The 22,649-nt window shown below is 54.6% G+C and carries 18 protein-coding genes; all 18 read right to left on the reverse strand.

Annotated features, from left to right (window positions below):
- Window positions 1–92 precede the first annotated feature (92 nt).
- Entirely contained in the window at window positions 93–2,879 is a 2,787-nt protein-coding gene (locus QY332_14070) for a molybdopterin-dependent oxidoreductase (protein ID WKZ34743.1), read from the reverse strand.
- A gap of 10 nt (window positions 2,880–2,889) precedes the next feature.
- Window positions 2,890–3,762, reverse strand: coding sequence for an FAD binding domain-containing protein (locus QY332_14075; GenBank protein ID WKZ34744.1), 873 nt, complete (start codon window positions 3,760–3,762; stop codon window positions 2,890–2,892).
- Between the two features lie 167 nt (window positions 3,763–3,929).
- A complete protein-coding gene (locus QY332_14080; GenBank protein ID WKZ34745.1) occupies window positions 3,930–5,498 on the reverse strand; it encodes an ABC transporter ATP-binding protein in 1,569 nt (522 codons plus the stop codon).
- 72 nt (window positions 5,499–5,570) lie between these two features.
- Complete coding sequence (locus QY332_14085; protein ID WKZ34746.1) at window positions 5,571–6,626, reverse strand: BMP family protein; 1,056 nt, start codon at window positions 6,624–6,626, stop codon at window positions 5,571–5,573.
- Window positions 6,627–6,709: 83 nt separating this feature from the next.
- Window positions 6,710–7,642 carry an ABC transporter permease gene (locus QY332_14090; GenBank protein WKZ34747.1) on the reverse strand — a complete coding sequence of 311 codons (933 nt, stop codon included), beginning with the start codon at window positions 7,640–7,642 and terminating at the stop codon, window positions 6,710–6,712.
- Window positions 7,639–8,790 (reverse strand): ABC transporter permease, encoded by a 1,152-nt coding sequence (locus QY332_14095; GenBank protein WKZ34748.1) that lies wholly within the window; start codon window positions 8,788–8,790, stop codon window positions 7,639–7,641. Before QY332_14095 ends, QY332_14090 begins: the two co-directional genes overlap by 4 nt.
- Before the next feature lie 101 nt (window positions 8,791–8,891).
- On the reverse strand, window positions 8,892–9,623 hold the full coding sequence (locus QY332_14100) for a GntR family transcriptional regulator (protein ID WKZ34749.1): 732 nt from the start codon (window positions 9,621–9,623) through the stop codon (window positions 8,892–8,894).
- 170 nt (window positions 9,624–9,793) lie between these two features.
- Entirely contained in the window at window positions 9,794–10,792 is a 999-nt protein-coding gene (locus QY332_14105; protein WKZ34750.1) for an ABC transporter permease, read from the reverse strand.
- Between the two features lie 2 nt (window positions 10,793–10,794).
- Window positions 10,795–11,832, reverse strand: coding sequence for an ABC transporter permease (locus QY332_14110; GenBank protein ID WKZ34751.1), 1,038 nt, complete (start codon window positions 11,830–11,832; stop codon window positions 10,795–10,797).
- Window positions 11,825–13,315: an ATP-binding cassette domain-containing protein gene (locus QY332_14115; GenBank protein WKZ34752.1), complete on the reverse strand. Its 1,491-nt coding sequence runs from the start codon at window positions 13,313–13,315 to the stop codon at window positions 11,825–11,827. The genes QY332_14110 and QY332_14115 overlap by 8 nt, the downstream gene beginning before the upstream one ends.
- 90 nt (window positions 13,316–13,405) lie before the next feature.
- The gene (locus QY332_14120; protein ID WKZ34753.1) at window positions 13,406–14,659 is read right to left on the reverse strand and encodes a BMP family ABC transporter substrate-binding protein; all 1,254 of its coding nucleotides are present in this window, start codon (window positions 14,657–14,659) and stop codon (window positions 13,406–13,408) included.
- 137 nt (window positions 14,660–14,796) lie between these two features.
- Window positions 14,797–16,812, reverse strand: coding sequence for a hypothetical protein (locus QY332_14125; GenBank protein WKZ34754.1), 2,016 nt, complete (start codon window positions 16,810–16,812; stop codon window positions 14,797–14,799).
- Between the two features lie 5 nt (window positions 16,813–16,817).
- The gene (gene arcC, locus QY332_14130) at window positions 16,818–17,771 is read right to left on the reverse strand and encodes a carbamate kinase (protein ID WKZ34755.1); all 954 of its coding nucleotides are present in this window, start codon (window positions 17,769–17,771) and stop codon (window positions 16,818–16,820) included.
- A 100-nt stretch (window positions 17,772–17,871) separates the two neighbouring features.
- Complete coding sequence (locus QY332_14135; protein ID WKZ34756.1) at window positions 17,872–18,861, reverse strand: ornithine carbamoyltransferase; 990 nt, start codon at window positions 18,859–18,861, stop codon at window positions 17,872–17,874.
- Between the two features lie 44 nt (window positions 18,862–18,905).
- The gene (locus QY332_14140; GenBank protein WKZ34757.1) at window positions 18,906–19,430 is read right to left on the reverse strand and encodes a phosphoglycerate mutase family protein; all 525 of its coding nucleotides are present in this window, start codon (window positions 19,428–19,430) and stop codon (window positions 18,906–18,908) included.
- A 117-nt stretch (window positions 19,431–19,547) separates the two neighbouring features.
- Window positions 19,548–20,501 (reverse strand): aspartate carbamoyltransferase, encoded by a 954-nt coding sequence (gene pyrB / locus QY332_14145; protein WKZ34758.1) that lies wholly within the window; start codon window positions 20,499–20,501, stop codon window positions 19,548–19,550.
- A 150-nt stretch (window positions 20,502–20,651) separates the two neighbouring features.
- Window positions 20,652–21,869, reverse strand: a complete 1,218-nt coding sequence (locus QY332_14150) for a YgeY family selenium metabolism-linked hydrolase (protein WKZ34759.1) — start codon at window positions 21,867–21,869, stop codon at window positions 20,652–20,654.
- Between the two features lie 63 nt (window positions 21,870–21,932).
- Window positions 21,933–22,649, reverse strand: a complete 717-nt coding sequence (locus tag QY332_14155; protein ID WKZ34760.1) for a GntR family transcriptional regulator — start codon at window positions 22,647–22,649, stop codon at window positions 21,933–21,935.

A 22,649-nucleotide genomic window follows, 5' to 3' on the forward strand; every position in this document is an offset into this window, starting at 1 on the left:
GCCCTATTATTTTACTCCATATATAAGCAGACTTGATGTTTAAAAAAAGGACTCCCGGGCCTTAAAGGCCCGGGAGTCCTTTTTTCGTTTTCCTACTTTCCCCTCTCCAACAACTCCCTTGCAATCAACTCCTGATCAACAGGCAGCTTATCAAACCGCACGCCGACCGCGTTATAAATCGCGTTCGTGATGGCAGGCGTGGTAGGAATGCTGCAGATCTCGCCCACACCTTTTGCGCCATACGGGCCTGCGGCGATGGGATGTTCCACAATAATGGATGTGATCTCAGGCGTAAGCATAATACCGGGGACGCGGTAGCGTGCAAGATGACCTGTGACCACGTTGCCGTTATCCATGATGAACTCCTCGGTGAGGCAGTTACCGAGGCCCATCATCACGCCGCCCTCCACCTGTCCCTGCAAGCCAAGCGGGTTAACCGCCATGCCCACATCATTGGCAGAGATAACCTTCAGCACGCAGACTTCACCCGTCAGTTTGTTGACCTCCACTTCGGCGGCCTGCACGCCGAATGAGAAGGCGAAATGCATGTCGCCGCCCGTTCCCAAAGGCTGAGTCTTCGGGGCCTCATACTCATAACGGACACGCGGCTGCTGACCCATGCCAGTCATTTCCTTATAGATTTCCGCGTAGGACAGCGAGTGCCCGTTGACATGCACCAGGCCGCGCTCAAAGCGAATCTGGTCAGGGCGCACGTCAAATTTCTCCGCCAGCGAAGCGCTGATCTGATCGCGCAGGGTTTTGGCGGCATAGCGGGAAGCATTGCCTGTCACAAACGTCTGACGCGAGGCGGTGGTGGGACCGCCATTGGGGGACAGATCCGTATCCATCACAAGGACGCGCACCTGTTCCGGGGGGACGGACATTTCTTCAGCGACGATCAAACGCATGACGGTGACCAATCCCTGCCCGAGTTCGGCAGCGGAACTGCGCACCTGGAAGGTGCCGTCTTCATAAAGTTCCACATCCGCACCGGATTTATCCGGTGCGCCGCCGCCGAGTCCCGTGTTCTTATATGCAGCGGCAAAGCCCCAGGCGCGCATCAGGTTCGGGTTGTTTGGATCAACCCTCGGGGCAAAGGGAAGCGGTGTTTGCTTTCGCATTTCCGCTTCCACACGGTCAATACATTCCATCAGGCCGACCGACTCGCGCAGTTCCTGTCCCGTATTGGTGAAGCTGCCCACATGCAGTGAATTCATGCGGCGCAATTCAACGGGTTCAATCTTCAACTTTTCAGCGAGCATGTCCATCATCGACTCGACCGCAAAGGCCGATTGCGTGACGCCAAAACCTCGGAACGCGCCTGCGGGTGGATTGTTGGTATACATGGCATAGCAGTCGGCACGCACATGCGGAATATCATAGGGGCCCGCCGAATGAGTGGTGGCGCGGGTCATCACTTTTTCGCCGAGCGATGCATACGCGCCCGTATCACCGTAGAGTTCGGTCTCAGCCGCAACAAGACGGCCGTCTTTCTTCGCGCCGATCTTCACTCGGATCTGCGTGGCGTGGCGTTTGGGATGCACCAGCAGACTTTCATGACGGTCGAACAACAGTTTCACAGGTCGCTGTGTAACATTTGCAAGCATGGCGACATGGATCTGTCCCATCACATCCTCCTTGCCGCCAAAGCCGCCGCCCATCAACTGCCCCACGATGCGCACACGTTCCTCCTCCCAACCCATCGCACGCGCCACCTGCGTTCGATCCTGATACGGAATTTGCGAACCGACATAGATTTCCATGCGGCCATCCGGCAGCGGCACGCCAATGCTGCATTCAGGTTCGATGAAGGCATGGTCGGTGATTTGCGTGTGGAAGGTATGCTCCAAAATGACATCCGATTCGGCAAAGCCCTGCTCCATATCACCCTTGCGGACTTTTATGTGCTTGAGCAAATTTCCGTTTTCATGGAGTCGCGGGACACCTTCCTGACGCGCCTGCACGGGATTCGTGATGACAGGCTGCAGGTCAAACTCCGCCTCGATCAACGCCGACGCCTGCTCGGCGATCTGCTGCGTTTCCGCCGCTATGATCGCGATTGCATCCCCCACGTAGCGGATGCGTTCCCCCACACCGACCAGTACGGGCCAGTCGTAAATAACCAGCCCATGTGTTTTTTCCCCGGGGATGTCTTCCGCAGTGAGAACCGCAACCACGCCGGGCAAAGACCTTGCCCTGGAAATGTCAATTTTCTTCAAAAAACCATGCGGGATCATGGCGCGTCTGGCCTTGGCATACAACATGCCGTCGAATTTCAAATCATCGGTAAAGATGGCAGCACCATTGACCTTTTCAATCGCATCAGGACGCAAATGAGAATGCCCGACGGCTGCATGCGAGTGGATCGAATCGGGAACATGAGGTTTCTTAATGGGTTCACCCGTTCGCAGGGATTCCGCCGCGGCAAGGATCGCGTTTTCAATGGAGGGGTATCCCGCACAGCGGCAGAGTGTATCCTTCAATGCAAAACGAATATCATCTTTGCTTGGATTCAGGTTGCGCTTGAGCAGGGCATATGCCGTCATGATCTGCCCGGGGATACAGAATCCACATTGCACTGCGCCGTGCTCCACGAACGCCTCCTGCAACGGATGCAGTTGCATTTCTTCATGGACGCGCTGTGCCAGCCCTTCAATGGTGACAATCGCCTTGCCGTCCGCGCGCTCGGCGGGATAGACGCAGGACATAATCGGTTCGCCATCCACGAGCACGGTGCATGCGCCGCACTCCGCTTCTTCACATCCGATCTTCGTGCCCGTCAGGCAAAGTCTCTCGCGCAACAGGGTGGATAATGTCTCACCCGCGATGGGTTCAAGCGAATATTGCCTGCCATTGACGGAAAAATTTATGTTTGACATACCCATAATCCTATTCTGCGCGTTTCCACGCGGTTTCGAGCGTATCTCTAAACAATCCGCCGATGATGTGCCTGCGATAGTCCGCACTGGCACGGCGGGCACTGGTACGGAACTTTGCCTGTCCGAGCAGGGCATCCAACGTGCTGTCAAAGGTCATTACGTTCAAAGGATGATCGCGCAAAGTGGATTCGGCTTCGGTGGCGCGGAAGGGCGTGGCCCCGCCGGGGCCGACGGCAATGTGAATATCCTTCACAGTATCCCCTTCACGCTCGAGCCAGACAGCACAATTCAAAATGGGAAGCGCAACTCCCTGCGGACGCATGATGCGCTTGAAGCAGGATGCCTGTCCCTTTTTGGATTGGGGGATGTAAAAGCCGACGATGATCTCTTTGCTTTTGTCAATTACAGATTTACCAGGTCCAAGGAAGAGCGAGGCGAAAAGCATGCGGCGTCTCCCTGAAACACCAGCCACTTCGGCTTGGGCCTCGAGCGCTGTCAGGGTGATGGTCCCGTCTGCGGCAGGAAGGGCGTGCGCGACGTTTCCTCCGAGCGTGGCGGTGTTGCGGACTTGCGGTCCGGCGATCAGGTTACAGGCTTCGACCAATGCCCGGGCATGTGCACCAGTCAGAGGGTCCAGTGCGACGCGGTTGACCGGGACGGCTGCACCGATGAAGAGTTCATCCCCTCTTAATTCGAGGGCGCCCATCTCCGGGATAAAGGTCAAATCAATTAAAGTATGTACGGGGGGATGGTTGCCCTGCTTCAGGTCCAGCAACAGATCCGTTCCGCCTGCAACGGGCAACGCAGGACCCAATGCCGACGCAAGGGCTTGAACTGCCTCCACGACGGAGACTGGCCGTTTGTATTCCTGCCACAGGTTCATAGTGGTTACCTCTTTCTAAAGACGGCGGCACTTTTCGATGAGCTTGCCCAACGCCGTGGAGCAGGTGGTTGAGTAGAGCGGCGTTTTCCGCCCGTATCGAAACCACACGCCACGACCACCGAACCGATGGATACTTCGATTTTACTACTTTGCGCAACCTCGTGGATTTACGAAGGTTGCACGGGACTCTCTTCGGGATGCACGCCCGCCATGAGCAAACCGAGTTTTTCGGGCCTGGCTTCTTCACGCGGGACGATGTCCATGACCTGACCTTCGTACAGGACGGCAATGCGGTCGGAGAGGGAAAGGATCTCATCAAGGTCTTCCGAGATGAGCAGGATGGCAACGCCTTTACGACGTTGTTCGAGCAATTGTTCGCGGACGTATTCGGTGGCGCCGATGTCGAGTCCGCGGGTGGGTTGGGCGGCGAGGATGACACGCGGGGTGCGGGAAATCTCACGCGCCAGGACAACCTTTTGAATATTTCCACCGGAGAGATTCTTGGCTTCCGTGTCCTGCGAAGGGGTCTTGACCTGGTACTTCTTGATCATCTCACCGGCATGTTTGGAGATGTCGCGCAGGCGCAGGAAACCGTACTGCGAATATGGCATTTTGTGATGTTCGCGCAGGATCATATTTTCCGCAACGGAAAACTCACCGATCATGCCGTCACGCATCCGTTCCTCGGGGATGTAGGAAAGCATTCTGTCTGTGATCTGGGCAGGGGCATACCCGGTAATATCTTCGCCTTCGAGGAAAATCTTTCCACCGGTCACTTTGCGCAGCCCGGTGATGCTTTCCGCCAGTTCCCGCTGACCATTGCCGGAGACACCTGCAATACCCAGAATTTCGCTCGAACGAACTTCAAGATTTACACCACGCAAACCCGGCGTACCACGGTCGCTGCCGCAGGCAAGCTGGTCGAGCCGCAGACGCACCTCCCCAAGGTCCGATTTGCCGCGGTTGGGGGAAAAACCAACCTCGCGGCCAACCATCCAGTTGGCGAGGTCCTGTTTTGTGGTCTCGGAGGTGGGACGTGTGCCCATCTTACGCCCGTCACGCAGGACGCTGACACGGTCGCTGATCTCCACAACTTCATGCAATTTATGGGAGATAAATATGAGCGCATGTCCGTCTTTGACCATCTGCCTCATAATGACGAACAGTTCATCCACTTCCTGGGGAGTGAGGACGGCGGTCGGCTCGTCCAAAATAAGGAGGGCCGCTCCGCGATAAAGGGATTTGATAATTTCGACGCGCTGCTGCTGACCAACAGATAACTGCCAGACGTACGCAGACGGGTCAATTTTCAAACCATAAATGGAGGCAAGTTCCACAATGCGCCCGGAGACGCGGTCAAGGTCGGTCAATGGACCGCGCGAGGATGACAATCCAAGCGCAACATTCTCGGCAACTGTCAGGGTTGGAACCAGCATGAAATGCTGGTGGATCATGCCGATACCGAGGTTGATCGAATCGGTGGGCGAAGAAATGCGGACGGGTTTCCCGTTCAGAAGGATTTCGCCCTCATCCGGATGATACAGCCCGTATAGAATCTTCATCAGCGTGCTTTTGCCGGCACCGTTCTCCCCCAACAAGGCATGGACCTCGCCGGTATGCATGTCGAAATCCACCTTGTCACTGGCAAGCACACCGGGGAACCGCTTGGTAATGCCGCGCATCTCAAGTTTTTCGATGCGTTCGCGCCCGGAAGGAAGTAGGTTCGATTCAGTCATGGAGCCATCCTGGATAATTCAGGAAAGGACTTCGGAAGTCCATAGCGCTTCCGAAGTCCTTTTATTCAGCGATTACGGAAGGGTGATCGTAATGCTTCCGTCAATGATGCCCTGGACGGTCTGATCCGCCAGCGCTTTGACATCCGCAGGAAGGTCGAAGCCGGGGTTGTATTCCATCACTTCGCCGCCATTTTCAAGCGAAATGACGAAGGACGTGCCGCCCAGTGTGCCTTGAGCGATGAGGTCCATAATCTCCCGGACCACCACATCCCAGCGATAGACCTGGTTGGCAACCACGATCTCGGGAGCAAGGGATGTCTGGTTGGCTTGAGTTCCAACCCAAAGCACCCCGTTCTCCTTGGCAACACCGATGGCTCCCACCACCATCTGGGCGGTCCCTGCCATCACATCCGCGCCAGCGGCAATATGGGTATTGGCGGCTTCCGCAGCCAACGCCACATCCGAGAAGGAACCGATGTAATTGACATTTACGGTAATGGTTGGATCGGTCGCTTTTACGCCGGCAACAAAGCCGTCCACATAAAGCTTGGCATCGCCGGTTTCAATCGGGCCGACAACTCCAACCACTTTGCTCTGGGTAAGGCTGGCCGCCAACACACCGTTGACATAACCACCCTCATGAGAGGCGGCTTCATATGCGAAGATGTTCGGCTGACCAAATGTTTCCAGGGTGGTACCCCAGGCAAAAGCCGTTTCGGGAAAGTCAGGGGCGATCTCCTGCAGGGAGGAGCCGTATTGCGAGCCGTGTGCGATCACCAGGTCGAAGCCCTGCGAGGCGTAATCACGGATCGCGGCGGCGGCATCGTCAACCACGAACATGCCGTCGGAAAAGACGAAATCGAAATATTCGCTCCCGCCCATTTCCTGCTGGATCATGACAAGCGCATCGTACATGCTCTGGCTGAAGGCCAAGTCATTGATGGCGCTCGGCATCACCACAGCCACGCGGAACGGTTCCGCCGGGACGGCGGGCTCAACCGCGGGAGCGGGAGCATCTGTTGCGGCGGGTTCCGCCGCAGGGGCTTCCGTGGCAGGACTGCCGCCACCACAGGCACTCAACACAAGCGCGAAAGCCAACAAAACGGTCAATAACTTGCTTTTATTCATCTTCTTTCTCCTTTTGAAATTACGAATGGACAAACTGAACAGGAAGACAGGCAATACTTTATTTGTATATCTCCTTTCCGGGATCAACCCTCCCGCTCGAACGGCTTTGTCAAGGCAGATGGCGCACGGATCTTGGAGGCGGTTGCAACCAGAACAACGATTGTCAGAATGTAGGGCATCATTACCGCAATTTCGGAGGGAAGCGGAACGCCCAAAACCTGGATCCATAACTGCAGGGAATTTACCATGCTGAACAGCAGCGCGCCGCCCAGCACCCCCCACGGACGCCATGCGCCAAAATACACCAGCGCAACGGCAATGAATCCAAGGCCGCTGGTCATATTTTGCTGAAAGACATTCAACAGGGCGATGGAAAGCGACGCGCCTGCGATGCCGGATAGAATACCGCCCAAAATGATCGTAAAGTAACGGATGCGCACCACACTCACACCAAGCGAATCCGCCGCATCCGGGTTTTCACCGACCGAGCGGATCTTCAAACCAAGCGTGGTCTTATTCAAAACGAACCATGCGACGGGCACAAGCAAATATGCGCCATAGACGAGGATGTTTTGGTTAAAGAAAATGTCGCCAACGCCTGGAATGCCGCTCACCACAGGGATGCTCACCCGCGGGAAGCCGCGCACGGTTTCCACGGTGCCCATCAGCTTTTGAAAGAGCAGGTCGCTCATGCCCAAGCCGAAAAGATAAAAACCAATCCCGCTGATGCCCTGCTTGGCATGCAAGTTGACCGTCACAAATGCCATTGCCAGTCCCATCAGCGCACCGGTCAATATCGCCGCAAGCAGGCCCAGCGACAAACTCCCGGTGACAAACGTCACGTAGAAAGCGGCGAAACTACCCAAAAGCATCTGGCCTTCCACTCCCAGGTTCAACACACCGCTTCTCTGGCTGAATGTCTCACCGATGGCGGCATATAGATAGGGGGTCGCGAGGCGGATGCCTGATGCCAAAATACCGATCAGGACGGTGGTGGAAAAGAGATCGGAAATCATTGCCGCGCCTCCACTTTCTGGACTTCAGGCTGGTCTGCACCCGGTGGAGATTCCTCGTCCCGCACAGTGACCTGCCTGCGGCGCTGACGGTAGCGTCTCCAAATCTCACTGCTGACCACAAAAACAACCACAAGTCCGTTCAACGCAATCACCAATGCGGAAGGAACCTGCACCACCCTCTGCATCTTGTTCGCACCCACGAGCAATGCGCCAAACAAAATGGAGGCGGGAATGGACCAGATGGGATGTAATTGTCCAAATAACGCCGCCACAATCCCATTAAAACCTGCCGAGCCCGTGAAACCCGATGCCGACCCATCCGTGATCATACGATAGTTAACGCCATAGACTTGCACCGCCCCAGCCAGCCCGGCAAATGCACCGGCGAACAGAAGTGCCATAACCATGTGGCGCGGCACATTAATCCCGGCATATCGGGAGGCATGCGGGTTCTGCCCCACCGCGCGGATGCGATACCCCAGTGTGGTGCGCCAGAGCAAAATATACACAAGCACTGCCAGCACCACTGCGACCAACGCACCGAGATGCAATCGGGTCGGCGCCAAACGCGGCAGTTGGAAAATATCCAGCAAACGCGCGGTTTGCGGGATTTTGGAAGCCAGGTCCGCCTGCGCGGGGTCGATCATCGGTCCGCGCAGCAGAAAGTTCATCAACTGAATGGCAATGGCATTCATCATCACCGTGCTGAGGATTTCGTTGACATTGAAATAGGCTTTCAGCACGCCGGGGATTCCGCCCCAAACCGCACCGCCCAAAAAGCCGGCAAACAACGCCAAGACGATGATCAACCAGCCGGGAGAGTTTGTGAAGGTTAGTCCGATCCAGGTTGCCAACAAGGCACCAACCACCATTTGACCTTCGCCGCCGATGTTGATCACATTCCCGCGAAAGGCAATACAGATCCCCAGTGCAACCAGAAGCAGGGGCGTAGCCTTTACCAGCGTTTCTGCAACGGCATTGGAACTGCCAAAAGCGCCATCCCAGAGAGCTGCATATGCCTCGATCGGGTTCACCTTCAACAGCAGTAACATGATCGCGCCAACAAGAAGTGCCGCCAGCGTCGCAAAGACAGGCAGGAGCGCATCCACCGAGCGGGAGATCCATTCGCTTTGAAATATTTTTTTCATCGGTCAGTCACCATTCGCTTCGAGTATGGTCTTGCAAGGATCATCTCATCACGGTTGCGTCCATTCGCAACCCTGCAGGTGCAGTGCCAGGCATCGTCCGTTCAGTTCCATGCCTGCACCAGGCTTAATCGTAAAATGGAGTCGTTAAAATAATTAACGCCGAGTGCCAACGGTAAATTGTCCCTGCTGTAAAACGCCAACTGTAATTCCAACATGGTCTTGTTTAACTCATCCCCCATCACAACCTTCACTTCATCCTCTACCAGGACGGAGCGGATATCCGTGATTGCAAACGCTATCTCCTGGCTGCAGTATTTCCGCAATATTTCCCGGATGGGCACATGCCCGTCTATTTGTTCAATTGGCGTGTGTAGAAAGGATGCGGGAATCACATTATTCGCCAAAATCACAGGCTGGTCATCGGCATGAAATAATCTTGTCATTGACAGCAATTTTTCCTGTGGTTCAAGTGCCAGTGCGGCCGACTCTTTTTCCGTGGCGGCTCTTAATTCAATGGAAAGCGCCTCAATCAAGGGTGTGTACCCGTTGCTCTCGATCAGGGTCGCAAAATCCCAAAGGTTTCCAACGTTTGCGCCTGCCCCACGGATCCTGGGGTTGACGTACGTGCCATCTCCATGTTTCCGAAGGATCAGTCCACTCACGGCCAGTTTGGCAAGGACAGTCCGTACCGTAGCACGGCTGACGCCGAACTCTTCAGACAATTCGCTTTCAGATGGAATTCGGCCGCCGGATACATAGGTAGCATCCCGGATTCGGTTGCGAAGAATTTCCTCTATCTGATCAACGATCGACTTCGATTGGACTATACGCATGGACCAGTTTTCTTTCAGATGATAGTCGTCTGACGTCTTTTTGTTTGTAGCATACTATCCACCAAAATTCCAGTATCGTTTATCCACACAAAAGTGACATTCATAACCTTTCCTGCCAATAAAAAAACTCGTGGGACAAACCAGTGTTGTCCCACGAGTAAAACGCCAACTTAATCCCTTTCAAATGGCACACCAAGCGCGGCCGGCGGATTGGTACGCATGGCGCGCAGCAGCTTCGCAAGCACCTTGCGTACGGATTCAGGCATGGCTGCAAGCGTACGCTCCACCCATTCGGCATTGCCGATATTGACAAGCAGGAGCGTAAGGATCATCAGCGGGAACGGCGCGACCTGCAACACCTGCGAAGGAACCTGCGTCAACACAGGCTGGAGCACCAAACCAAGCCATTGCAGGAACGCAAAGAGATACGCGCCGAACGCGCCGCGCAGCGGATTCCATCCGCCAAAGATGGTGATTGCCAGCGCGATCCAGCCGAATCCATCCAGGCCCGAGATGGTTCCCATCCAGCCCGCACGGATTGCCAAAGAAAAGGCGGGGCCTGCCAGGCCAATCAATGCGCCGCCAATAATGGTATAGACATAACGCATCAGGTTGACGTTCGCGCCTCGGATGTACGCCGCGGCCGGTTTCTCACCAATGCCCTGCAACATCAACCCGGCGCGGGTGCGGAAGATCCATATCCATGCGAAGATGATGGTAACAAAACTAAGATACGTGATCACGTCATGTCGGAAGAACAACTGACCGAGTATCGGCAGCTCGCTCAGGTAGGGGATTGGTACCGCCTGCAAACGCGGACCGGGAACACCCATGTATGGGTTGCCGAGAAAATACGAGAGGTCGCGGCAGGTGAGCGCAAGGACGAACCCAACCGCCACCTGGGATTGATGCAGGGTAATGCTGGAAAAGGCGACGATCAACGAAACGAGCGCACCGATCAACATCCCCGCCAGGAAACCGAGCACGATATTGTTCGTGGTATACGCAACCGCGAAGCCGCCCATTGCCGAGAGCAGAATCGTGCCATTTATGGAGAGGTTGATCACGCCCGCGCGCTCCGAGATCGTCTCTCCCACGACTGCAAAGATCAGGGGGGCCGCCGAAGCGAATATGCCAGCCAAACCGATGATTATCATTTCCTGAGACATGGCTACACCCTCCTTGCAAGTTTCTGGCGCATACCTTCCGCCAGCAATACGAACAGCACTAGCGCACCCTGCAAAATGCCGGATAATGAAGAATCAAGCTTCATTAGGATCGGCAATTGGATGCTCCCAATGTTCAATGCCGCGAAGAACAATGCCACCGGCACCGCCCAGATCGCCCTGTAATTGATCAGCATGGCAACCATCAAACCAAGATACCCATATCCGCTCGATATGGCGGGGATGAGACGGTTATATACGGCCGCCACCTGCATCGCGCCTGCCGCCCCCGCCAGCGCGCCGCAAATAAGAAAGGCGTACATGGAATATTGCCATGTGGGGATGCCCAGCAAATATGCCGCGCGGAAGTTCTTACCGACCGCCTTGAGACGGAGTCCAAAATATGTTCCTTGCAAAAGAAAATATATGATGATGATGCCAATCAGTGCAATTCCCAGGGCCCAGGGACTAATGCGTAAATTCTCCACTAAAGGCAGGGAAAATTCAGCGGGGAATGGGACCGTCCCGCTCATGGATGCAACGCCGGGGCGCTTCCACGGTCCGAAGATCAGATAAATGGTCAGCGCAGTGGCGACGAAGTTCAGCCCCAATCCGCCGAAGATCTCGTTCACGCCGCCGAAGACCTTCAAGAGACCGGCGATCGCCGCCCAGAGCGCACCCATCAACATTCCACCGAGGATCGCAAGCGTGATGATCAACGCGGGAGGCAGGTCGCTGTCCAGAAAATAGCGGAATACCCAGGTCGTGCCAATTGCGCCGAGGACGACCTGGCCCTCCACGCCGATGTTCCACAAGCCGGAGGAAAACGTGACCAGCAGGCCGGCGGTCACCAGCAGAAGTGGCACAAAAGCCACGAGTACTTCCGCAAATTTACGCATCGAGCCAAACGAGCCCGTGAACATATTTTTGAATGCCTGCGTGGGAGAGGCGTCCACAGAGATCAGGATCAATGAAACGAACCCGAACGCAAGCACAAGCGCAATCAATTGAAAGATCACGCCTCCAAAACGGGATTTAAGCATCTTCATCTCCTATCGCGGCCCAGCCCTTGCCGCCGATCAATTGACCAAGCTGCTCCACGCTGGTACTCTGCGCATCGATCGGATGCGAGACCCTGCCGCTGAAGAACACCAACAGGCGGTCGCTATACTGCAATATCTCCTCCAAGTCGGATGAGATAAAGATGATCGAAGCACCCTGTTTGCATCGTTCCTTTAGCTTGTCCCAAATATAGATCACAGATTCAATGTCAAGTCCGCGTGTGGGATGTTCCAACAGAACCAGCGAAAGCGGGTCTTGCAAGAGCGCCAGTTCCGCGCGCTGTTGATTACCGCCCGAAAGCGACTCGACCGGGGTGAGCGGGGCGCCGCGGATGTTGAAGGATTTGATTCGTTGCTCCGCAAGCCTTTGTCCTGCAGCATGATCAATGAACAGGCCTTTCGGCTCCTCCGCCAGAATAAAATGGTCGGTCAGGCTCAAACCGGGCACCAGGCCTTCTTCAAGCCGCGCGGCGGGGAGAAAATTTACGCCGCTGCGTTTGAAGGTGTGATAGGACTTCCCGGTCAGATCCTGACCTTTGAGATGGACCTTGCCGCCAACGGGCCTGATCAACCCCGCACAGGCGCGTATGAACATGCCTTGCCCGGAGCCTTCCATGCCTGCAAGGCCGATCACCTCGCCGGCGCGGACATCCAGATCCACATTCCGAATCTTCATGCGCGCATCTTCAAGCGAGACATCCTCAAGCGAAAGGACAACATCGCCGGTCCCGGCTGGCTGTCTTGCGCCAAGCGTGATTTCCTTGCCGAACATCATTTCCACCAGGTTGGAGGTCACATAGGGAGCCTTGGTCTCCCCCACCATTTCCCCCGCGCGCAATACCGTCACCTGGTCGCACAGGCTTTCCACATCCTCCAGTTTGTGTGAGACAAAGATGATCGTCATTGCCTGTTCGGGAAGTTTTTTGAGGGTGGCGAACAGTTTTTCCTTTTGAGAGGTGCTGATGCCGGTCGTCGGTTCGTCGAGAATAAAGACGCGCGCGCCGAGGAATAAAAGACGCATAATCTCCAACTGTTGGCGCTCCCCCACTGTGACCGAGTCCACATAACTATCCGGGTCAAAAGAAAAATCGAATTCCTTTGCAAGCAGGCTGAAGTCCTGTGCGGCCTGCTTTCGGTTGGGGAAAAGTCCGCCCGGCAGACCCAGTAAAAAGTTGTCAAGCAGGCGCATCGGGGGGAAATCCAACGGGTCCTGATGCAGCATCCCGACACCAAACTTGATCGCATCAGCGGGTGAATGAATGACAACGGGTTTGCCGTCCAAAATAATCTCACTGCCGGGATCGGCTTGAATGAACCCTGAAAGAATCTTCATCAGGGTGCTCTTACCGGCCCCGTTCTCCCCCAAAATCCCCTGGATGGTGCCCGAAGGGATGGTCAGGTTGATACCTTTATTGGCATGCACACTGCCAAAGTGTTTGTGGACATTCTTCAATTCAACGTTCATGGTCGGTGTTTTCCTCCATGAGGCGGGCAATTTAGGGAAAGGGGCACAGATCTCTCTGCGCCCCTTTCGGAACATACTACATAAAAGCGTTTACTCGGAGGCGCTCAAACCCTGCATGCCTTCAAGCAATTGCGGCAGGTACCAGACCTGCTGATCTGTGGCGACTTCACCATCCGCAAGATAAGGTGTCCCATCCTGCAGGTTGATGGGGCCGGTCCACAGGTCCAAGCCGCCCGCGAGTTCGGCAATGAAGGCATCCAATGCTATAGCATTGTCTGCGCTCAACGCATTGCCATTCACAAACCCGATGGCGGATGTGTCGTGGTTGTTGATATCAGCCCAGTCAGGTCCGGAGAAAATGAACTGGGACTGCCAGGTACCGTCCTGCGCAGACTTGATGACGGTGAGATAGTCAGGACCCCAGTTGAAATACGGCACACCGAGACAAACATCGGGTGCGGCGCTGCACGCCGCAACATAGTCATAGGCAACGCCAAGGGAGGCTGTGCCTTCCGTGGTGAATTTCTGGGCTTCGGCGAGGTTGACGGGGTTGTCAATACCGGAGATAACGACATCGAACCCGGTGGAATAGAAATCCTTGGAGACGTCAACGGGGTCGGTGGTGAAACCAGGGATATGGAACCAGAAGCCGATCCAGGTCACTTTGAATTCGAGGGCTGCGGGGTCGTTGCCAGCCTGCTCCCAGCAGTGCTGCGCGCCGAGATATGCAGAGGCGGCGAGGCGGCGGGTTTCATCGTTGATCAATGGTCCAAGGTAACCGATCTTGCCGGTGCTGGAGGAAAGGGCAGCCGCGCAGCCGCCGATCATCTTGCCTAATTCCATGCGTCCCATGATGTTGGTCAGGTTCGCAATTGGTTCATAGGCTTTTCCATCCTCCCACACCTGATCGCCGGAAGCCATGATGACGAACACATCAGGATTGGCTTTGGCAAAGGTCGTGGAGGCGTCCTTCATATCGTCCGAGTTAAAGATGACCAGCTTTGCACCCTGCGCAACCAGCTCCTCAGCAAGCTGATCAGGGGTGGTGCCGGGGCGGTCGGCGGGATTAACCTTGTCGAGATAGATCATCTCCGCACCGAGTTTCTCTTCAACATACAAACCGGCTTCGTAGTGTGCCTGGCTCCAGCCATTGTCATTGTATGGGCCAACGAGCAGCATGCCGAAAACGAACGGCTCGACAACAGGGGATACGGGGGCTTCTGTAGCAGCAGGGGCTTCAGGAGCGGGAGCTTCTTCAGTGGCGACAGTCTGACCACCACAGGCGGACAGGACGAGCATGAGTGCCATCGCAAGCATTGCGAGGCGTGCAAAATTCTTATGCATACTTCTTCTCCTTTTGAAAACTAGGTTAACTGACGAAACTTGCGGGTTCAAATTTTCTCTTTCGGCCTCCTTTCATATTGTCTAAACAATTGTAACTAAAACAATCGTTTTTGTGAAGAAAGTTACATTATTAATTTCTAAGGCAAACACTCAAATTCGCTTCGTACTTTATCCAAAGCGGTGATCTGCTCCGGGGTACGTAGTGTCTCACGTTCAATACGGTCCCATAATTTGCAGAGAAGCGGTCCTACAAAGCTCTTTGATATTTTATAGGAGGTTCTTGACAATTCTACCGCCTTTTTCCAATCCCCAGCATGGGCATAGCCTTCAATAAAAACAAAACGTTCAACAGGATCGTTGGGATGGTCATCCAAGACAAAGGCGGTTTCACTCAATTCGATTACCTGCCCCCAATCCCCCTTTTGACGTGCAAGATCCGCCTTCTCGAAATAATAACACCACTCATGCGGCGGCTCGCCTCCAAAAATCCGACCTGGAAGCTGGTGCTGTCCATCGGGCAGAATCACGTCCTGATTGGAGTACCGCGCCACATCCCGCACCGCAGGAGGCAACATGCGATTATTCCCCTCCACCTCAGAGTCAACTACGCGGAAACAACCGGGCGGCTGATAATGGACCACAAGAATGTTCGATGTATTCCCATAAAAAGTCGGCCCGATGTAATACAACTGGTGCGGCTGACCAGGTTCCACGCCGGGCAGGGTTTTGCCTACCCGAATTGAGGCAAAATACAGAATCAGGTTCATTTCGCCCGGTGGGCTGTACACCCAATTCAAGGGTCCCGTCAATGAATTGTCAGAATAATAGGTAACCGGCAGGTCATTGGCAAGCAGGATCGTCCCTTTTTCCAGCGCAGGGATGCGCCATGACATTTGGTGGAAGAAATTCTGCTGCGTGACCCAATCACGGCGGAAGGCATCGTCAAGCCTGAAATGCCTGCCTGCGGCAAAGCCGACCAGCAAGGCGACCAGGATCATCTGTGTGCGCCGATTTTTAATAAAAGCGATCAAGCCCGCCAGCATCAGACTCGCTCCCAGCATAAAGGGGAGCATGAAACGGTCCATGGAGAAATTCAATTGCGGCACAACGCCGATCACCCACACCGAACCACCTGCCAATCCCCAGAAAACCAGCCCGATAAAACCGGCCCGTTTTGCAAAATCATGGTCATCAGAATCATCCGACCCGAACTTGAAGAGAAATATTCCTATTGCGAAAATGACTGAGAAGAACAGAACCAGCAACAAGGTAAGTGTGAGCGGGCCCAATCCCGTTGACCCGATGGACAGGATGGGATACAGCCAGGCTTCAAATACAGTCCGCCAAAAAGTCAGCAGGATATTGGTTACGAGCAACCACAACCCGCCAAGAAAATTTTCGCGCATGGCATCCAGCAGGACGTATTGATAGCTGGCGTTTTGGTAGGTGAAGAAAAAGGCGCGCCAAATCGTCACGCTGATAAAAATCAAAAAATAGGGCAAAAAATAGGAGCTGGATTTCCGGAGGCGGATTTTATTCGTTCCTTCCAGCATCTGCCAGAACAGAAAGATCCGCGCAAATTCAAGGAAATAAAAATATTCCATCGTCAACAGGTTGACGATGGCAAGCAGATACGACGCGAAAAATAATAGGGCGCGATGTTTTTCCGATTTCAGTGCAAGCAGGGAAAGATGCAGCGAGAGCAAAAACGCCGACAACACAATATAAAAGTGACTGTACATCAGCGCGATGGATTGCTGTCCCATGGCGGGGTACACCAGAAGGAACAGGCTTGCCCACAAGGCGGGTTTCGGGTGGGATGGGTAAAGGGTGCGCAGAATTTTCCACAACAAGACCGCTGCGAGCCAGCGCAGAATAATCGCCAGCAACTGCCAGGCCCAGGGATTGGGACCCAGGATCGGCAGTGTCAGCTGATAGATCATCCCCCAGAAAGGCCGGCTGGTAGAAAAGGTTTTGGTCAGAACGTCTGGACCGAGGCGGAAGTAAATCCACGCCCAGGGGAACTCATCCCAGTAAAAGCCGCGCTGCCAGAAGAACAGGCCATAGGTAAGCACGGCAATTACCAGCAGGAACCACACCGCACTGCGAGGCGGGAATTTTATTGCATCCAGACGTTCCAACCATTTTTTCATAGATCTTATGGAACGATCCGCGTACCCGTTTCACCTTTGAGCGCACGCCCAATATTTTCCGGGTCGGTGATCAGCGCTTCCTTGCCGCTGTTTTCCAAATACCAGATCGCGGCCTGGATCTTCGGAGCCATTGAGCCTTTGGCAAAATGGATGCCCTCTTCAAGATAGGCTTTGGCCTCGGCAACCGTCATCTTGTCGAGCCATTTCTGTTCAGGCTTGCCAAAGTGAATGGCGACTTTCTCAACAGCCGTTGAGATCAGGAACAAGTCTGCCTTGATCAGACCTGCCAGCAGACTGGAGGCAAAGTCCTTATCAATCACAGCCGCCACACCCTGGTATTCATGGTTGCCAACATCAATGACCGGAATGCCACCGCCACCCACCGTGATGACAATTGTGCCGGCTTTAATGAGAGCTTCCACGGCCTCGAGTTCCACAACTTCTTTTGGAAGAGGCGAAGCCACCACGCGCCGCCAGCCGCGACCCGCATCCTCGACCACGCTCCAGCCCATGTCCTTTTCACGACGCCTTGCCTCCGCCTCATCCATGAATGAGCCGATCGGCTTGGACGGTTTCTTGAAGGCCTCGTCGTTCTTATCCACCAACACCTGCGTGACGACCGTCGCGACAGATTTCTTGATGCCGCGGCGATAGAGTTCGTTCTGCAGGGTCTGCTGCAGGGAATACCCAATGGCGCCCTGCGAGTCCGCGCCGCAGACATCCAGCGGGACTTCGTGCATACCCTCCACCTTGGCTGCGATTTCAGACCGCCTCAATATGAAGCCAACCTGCGGTCCGTTCCCATGACCGATTGCCACATCCCAGCCTGCCTCGATCATATCTGCTATGTGGAAGGTAGTTTCCTTGGCGGCTAGATACTGATCTTCGACCGACTTTCGTTTTTCATCCTTGATCAGCGAGTTGCCGCCAATTGCGATGACTGCCAGTTTCTTTGCCATGTACTAATCTCCTAATTTCAAATGTCCTTGCGGGGAGCGTAACGACGAGGCAATCCCTCGTGTAGCGGGAGATATCCTCGCTCCGTTCGCAAAGGCATGCCTACGACATTGTCAACGCCATCACGGCCTTCTGCGCGTGCAGGCGGTTCTCAGCTTCATCAAACACGACCGAGTTCGGACCATCCAACACGGCGCTGGTCACTTCGACATCGCGGTCTGCGGGAAGCGGGTGCATGTAGATGCAATCTTTCTTTGCAACGTTAAGTTTGGCATCGTCCATGATCCAGTTTTTATATGAATCCTGGATCTTCTTGCCCTCCACCTTGTCGTTGGTGGTCAACAAAGGACCCCATGACTTGGCATAGATGACATCCGCATTCCTGCAAGCTTCGGTCATGCCATCCTTGCTATCGATGATCTCGAAATTAGCGCCTGCGATCCTGGCCTGCTCCTTCGCCTGCTCGACGATTTCAGGCATGAGTTTGAATTCGGGCGGATAGGCAAGCGTCACATCCATGCCGAAGCGCGGCATTTGCAGGATCAGGGATTGCGGAACTGAGACCGGCTTGAGATAGGAAGCGGCATAGGCCCACGAAACGACGATCTTCTTTTTACGCAGGTCCCTGCCCTTCTTTTCCATGATGGTCATCAGGTCCGCAAGGCATTGAAAGGGATGGTATATGTCGCACTGCATGTTCAACACCGGTGCGCGGCTGGATTTGGCAACATCGTTCAAATATGTATTGCCGTCGCCAAAGTCACAATGACGAATGGCGATCCCGTCGAAATAGCGACCAAAGATCTCGCCGATCTCGACGGGTGTATCACCGTGTGAAATTTGCGTGGTGTTGCTGTCAATGAAAGCGCCATGTCCCCCCAATTGCGCTATGCCCGCCTCGAACGAACCGCGTGTGCGGGTGGACGAGAAGAAGAACAGCATCGCCAGAACCTTGTCGCGCAAATATGGATGCGGTTCGCCGAGTGCCCGCTTGCGTTTCAGGTCCCAGGCCACATCCAAAACCGTCTCAACTTCCTCTTTAGTGAAGTCAAGGTCGCCGATAAAATCACGGCCGCGAAAATTTGTTTGCATTTTTTTCTCCTATGGTTTAATTTTCAAAATCAAGCTGGTTAATTTTACGTTGAAATCCGAAGGACTTCTCCTATTACAAATGTACCGTCATCCCAATACAATCTTGCGCCCTCGCAATATTCCACAGAACCACCCCAGGTAGAGAAATCAACCCCGGGCAGACACCCGACCACGCCCAATTCCACAACGCCGCCGTGATTTACGACCAATACGGATCGTCCATCTTCGATCTGCTCCATAATGCCCCCATAGAATTTTTTTAATCTACGGGAATATTTCGCCGCTGCGCCGCCGAGTTGAATAATGCCTGCATAGTCCGCGAAGGAAAGCGGCCAGGGCGCTTCTTTTTCCACAGCATGCCCGTAGGTATTCAGCAGATCGACCTGCTCATCCACGGCAAAACCCATTGCGATGGCGGTTTCAAACGCGCGGGGAAGAGTGGACGTGACGACATGGTCAAATGGACCGATATTCTGTCCCACCAACCGCGCAAGGACCACGCCTGATTGATTCAAGTGGTCGCCGGGCTGGGAGCGGATGGAATGCCTTCTAATTTCAAGAGTTTTCATGGTCGATATTTCTAAAACAACGGGGACGTTCAAGACAAATCGATACGCACCGTAGTTGGGCGGCATGTTCGTTGCAACAAACCGCCCAATCATCAAACTGCGTTACTGTAAAACCATCTATTCCGTCGCACCCAGCACCAAAGCCAGAAGCGTCATTCGCATGACGACACCATTGAAGGCTTCCTGCCAGTAACGCGACCAGCGTGTGATATCCACATCGGTGGGGATCTCATCCATGCGGGGCAGGGAATGGAGCAGGATCGCGTCCGATTTGGCCTTCTTCTCCAGCAAGGCACGTGTGATCTTGTAATTGGCAGGCGTGAGGTCCAGTTCGCCGGTACGCTCATCACGGGATTTTGTGTAATCGGGCTGAACAACCGGTTCGACCAGAATTACATCGGCGTCGGCAATCGCCTTCTCAACGTGATCCACCTCCTTGAAGTTCACACTGTATTGCTTGAGTTCCTTCTTAAAGTCGTCGGTCAATCCCATTTCAGGAGGGGAGACAAAGGTAATCGGACAGTCGAACTGACTAAGAGCATAACCGAGGGAGTGCATTGTCCGCATGCGCATATCGCCGACAGCCAGCCACTTCAATCCATCGATGCGGCCTTTCTCACGCAACACGGTGTACAGATCGGTAAGGATTTGCGTCGGGTGCTCGCCCCAACCGTCGCCGCCGTTGATAATGGGGATACTCGCCCATTTCGCGGCTTCATGCGGGGCGCCCTGCTGGAAATGGCGCATCACGATCACATCGCCATAGTATTCCAGCATCTTGACCGTATCCTTGATGGATTCCTGATAGAAATCCCCGGCACGGGTCATCTTTGCATCGGAGAAACCGGTGACATGGCCGCCGAGGCGGTGCATGGCAGATTCATGAGCCAGACGCGTGCGCGTCGACGGCTGATAGAAAGCCGTTACCAGGGTCTTCTCCTTGAGCATGTCCACGTTCTTCCTGGCGCGTGCAATGGGTTCCATTTTTTGAGCCACATCAAACACGTGGAAGAATTCGTTCCGCTCGAATTCCTTGAGGGAAAGAATATCACGACCAGCAAAACTACGCATACGAACCTCCTTATTCAATTGTGGAATGAATTTGACGGTTACAAGATCTCCTTGGTTCTACTGTTTCCTTCTTTGGCGGTTCACCCTCACCCCTGCCCTTTCCCAACCCGGGATTCTTCGCAAGGAAAGGGATCTGGATGTGAAGGATTATTACTTCACTTCCTGGCTCAGCACCTTCGGCAGGAGTGCATAGAACTCCGTGGCGGCCACCACTTCATCGAGCGGCACGTTTTCGTCGCGCATATGCGCGGTCTTCTCGTTGCCAGGACCAAAACCGATGGAGGGGATGCCAGCCTTGCCGGCCCAATACGTGCCGTTTGTCGAGAAGTCCCACGTTCCAAGTTTGCGCTTTTCACCCCACAACGCCTCGATGGTGCCCTGTCCGGCCCGGGTCAATGGATGTGCATCGTCCAGTAAAAAAGGGGGATAGAACTTTGATACCGGAAACACAAAGCCCGTGTAGGACGGCTTATCGTAGAACAGTTCTTCAACCTGGATTTCTTCCTGTAAATAGTCTGGGATCAAACCTTTGATCTGCGCGATCACCTCGTCGCGCGGTTCGTTCGATGTGATGCGGCGGTCGAGATAGATCGTGAACTGATCCGGTACAGCGTTGAGAGAAGCCGTGCGTGCCATCACATCGGTCACTGCGATGGAGGGAAAGCCCTGCACCGGATGAGATCCCATGCCCAGGCGGAAGCGGCGATCCAACTCGCGGACCTGAGTGATGACTGCCATCATCTTGTACACGGCGTTGTCGCCCAGATAGTGCGAGGCCGCGTGTGCCGAGCGGCCGGAGGCGGTGATCTTCAATTCGATGCGACCCTTATGTCCGCGATAGACCTGCATTCTGGTCGGCTCACCGATCACAACAAAATCAGGCTTGACCTTCGGGTCAATCTCCACAAAGGTATTGGGGGCAATGCCGTCACATTCCTCCTCCATGTTGCCGAAGTAGTAGGCGGTATAGCCGTCGAGCAGGCCCAGATCGCGGGCGATTGCCATGCCATAGATCATGCCGGGCGTGCTGCCTTTTTCATCGCACGCACCGCGCGCATACAGCCTGCCGTCCTCCACCTTGCCCACGAATGGGTCCCATTCCCATTCGCCGGGGTCGCCCACACCGACGGTGTCAATATGTGAGTCGAAGACGATCACCTTGGGTCCGTTGCCGATGCGGCCGATGGTGTTGCCCATCTTATCGAAGCGCGCCTCGTCAAAACCGAGCGTCCGCATTTCGGACTGGATCCGCTCGCCGACATCCTTCAACTGCCCGTCCATGCTGGGGATGGCAACAATCTCGCGCATAAACTGAATGATGATTTCACGGTTCTGTTCCACCTTCTTTTTTAGTTCCTGCGTTTTCACATGTACCTCTTCATAAAAAATTAGATAAAGCCTGAGCTGCAAAAAACTCAACGCCCTGCGGTTTTAATTCAGACCGACACGCCGCACAACGTGGAAGTGAAAATAACCGGGGATAAAATAACTCAACGAATAATCGACGATCTGCGCGTTCCCGTCGAATAAATGCGAACGGAAATGCAACAACACATCACCGCGCTGGATCTCGAGCGGCTTGGCCACCTCCGCAGTCGCGCCGAGCGCACTAACGTTCGCACGGGAGGAAGTCAACGCATCACCGCGGCCCAGTAAGAAATCCAGAACAGAGCCATTAAAATCGGACGGCAGGCTCTTCGCGTCCATAACGTCCTCGGGAAGAATATCCACAAGATACGCCACAGGTCGGTTTTCCGCGCGGATAACACGCCGCACGCGGGTCAGTTTCGTATCCACCGCGACTTTCAGTTCAGGCGCAAGATCTTCATCGGCAGTAATGCTTTCAATGCTCAAATTACTCACCGAAACTTCGAGACCCAGCCGTCCGGCAACCGTTTCAAGGCTTTCGAGCACTTCAAGGCCGCTGTCGATCGTTTGCATCCTGCCGACGACAAACGTCCCCGACCCCTGCCTGCGGCGGATCAACCCCTGGGTTTCAAACGAACGCATGGCCTCGCGCAGCGTGGCACGTGAAACGCCGAGTTGTTTTGCAAGGTCAGGCTCGGAGGGCAGACGCTGACCCGCGGGTGACCGCGCAATCAACGCCGCCAGATCCGTTTGCAGACGTTGAAAAGGAAAATTAGCCAT

This window comes from Anaerolineales bacterium, assembly GCA_030583885.1.
Taxonomy (GTDB): domain Bacteria; phylum Chloroflexota; class Anaerolineae; order Anaerolineales; family Villigracilaceae; genus Villigracilis.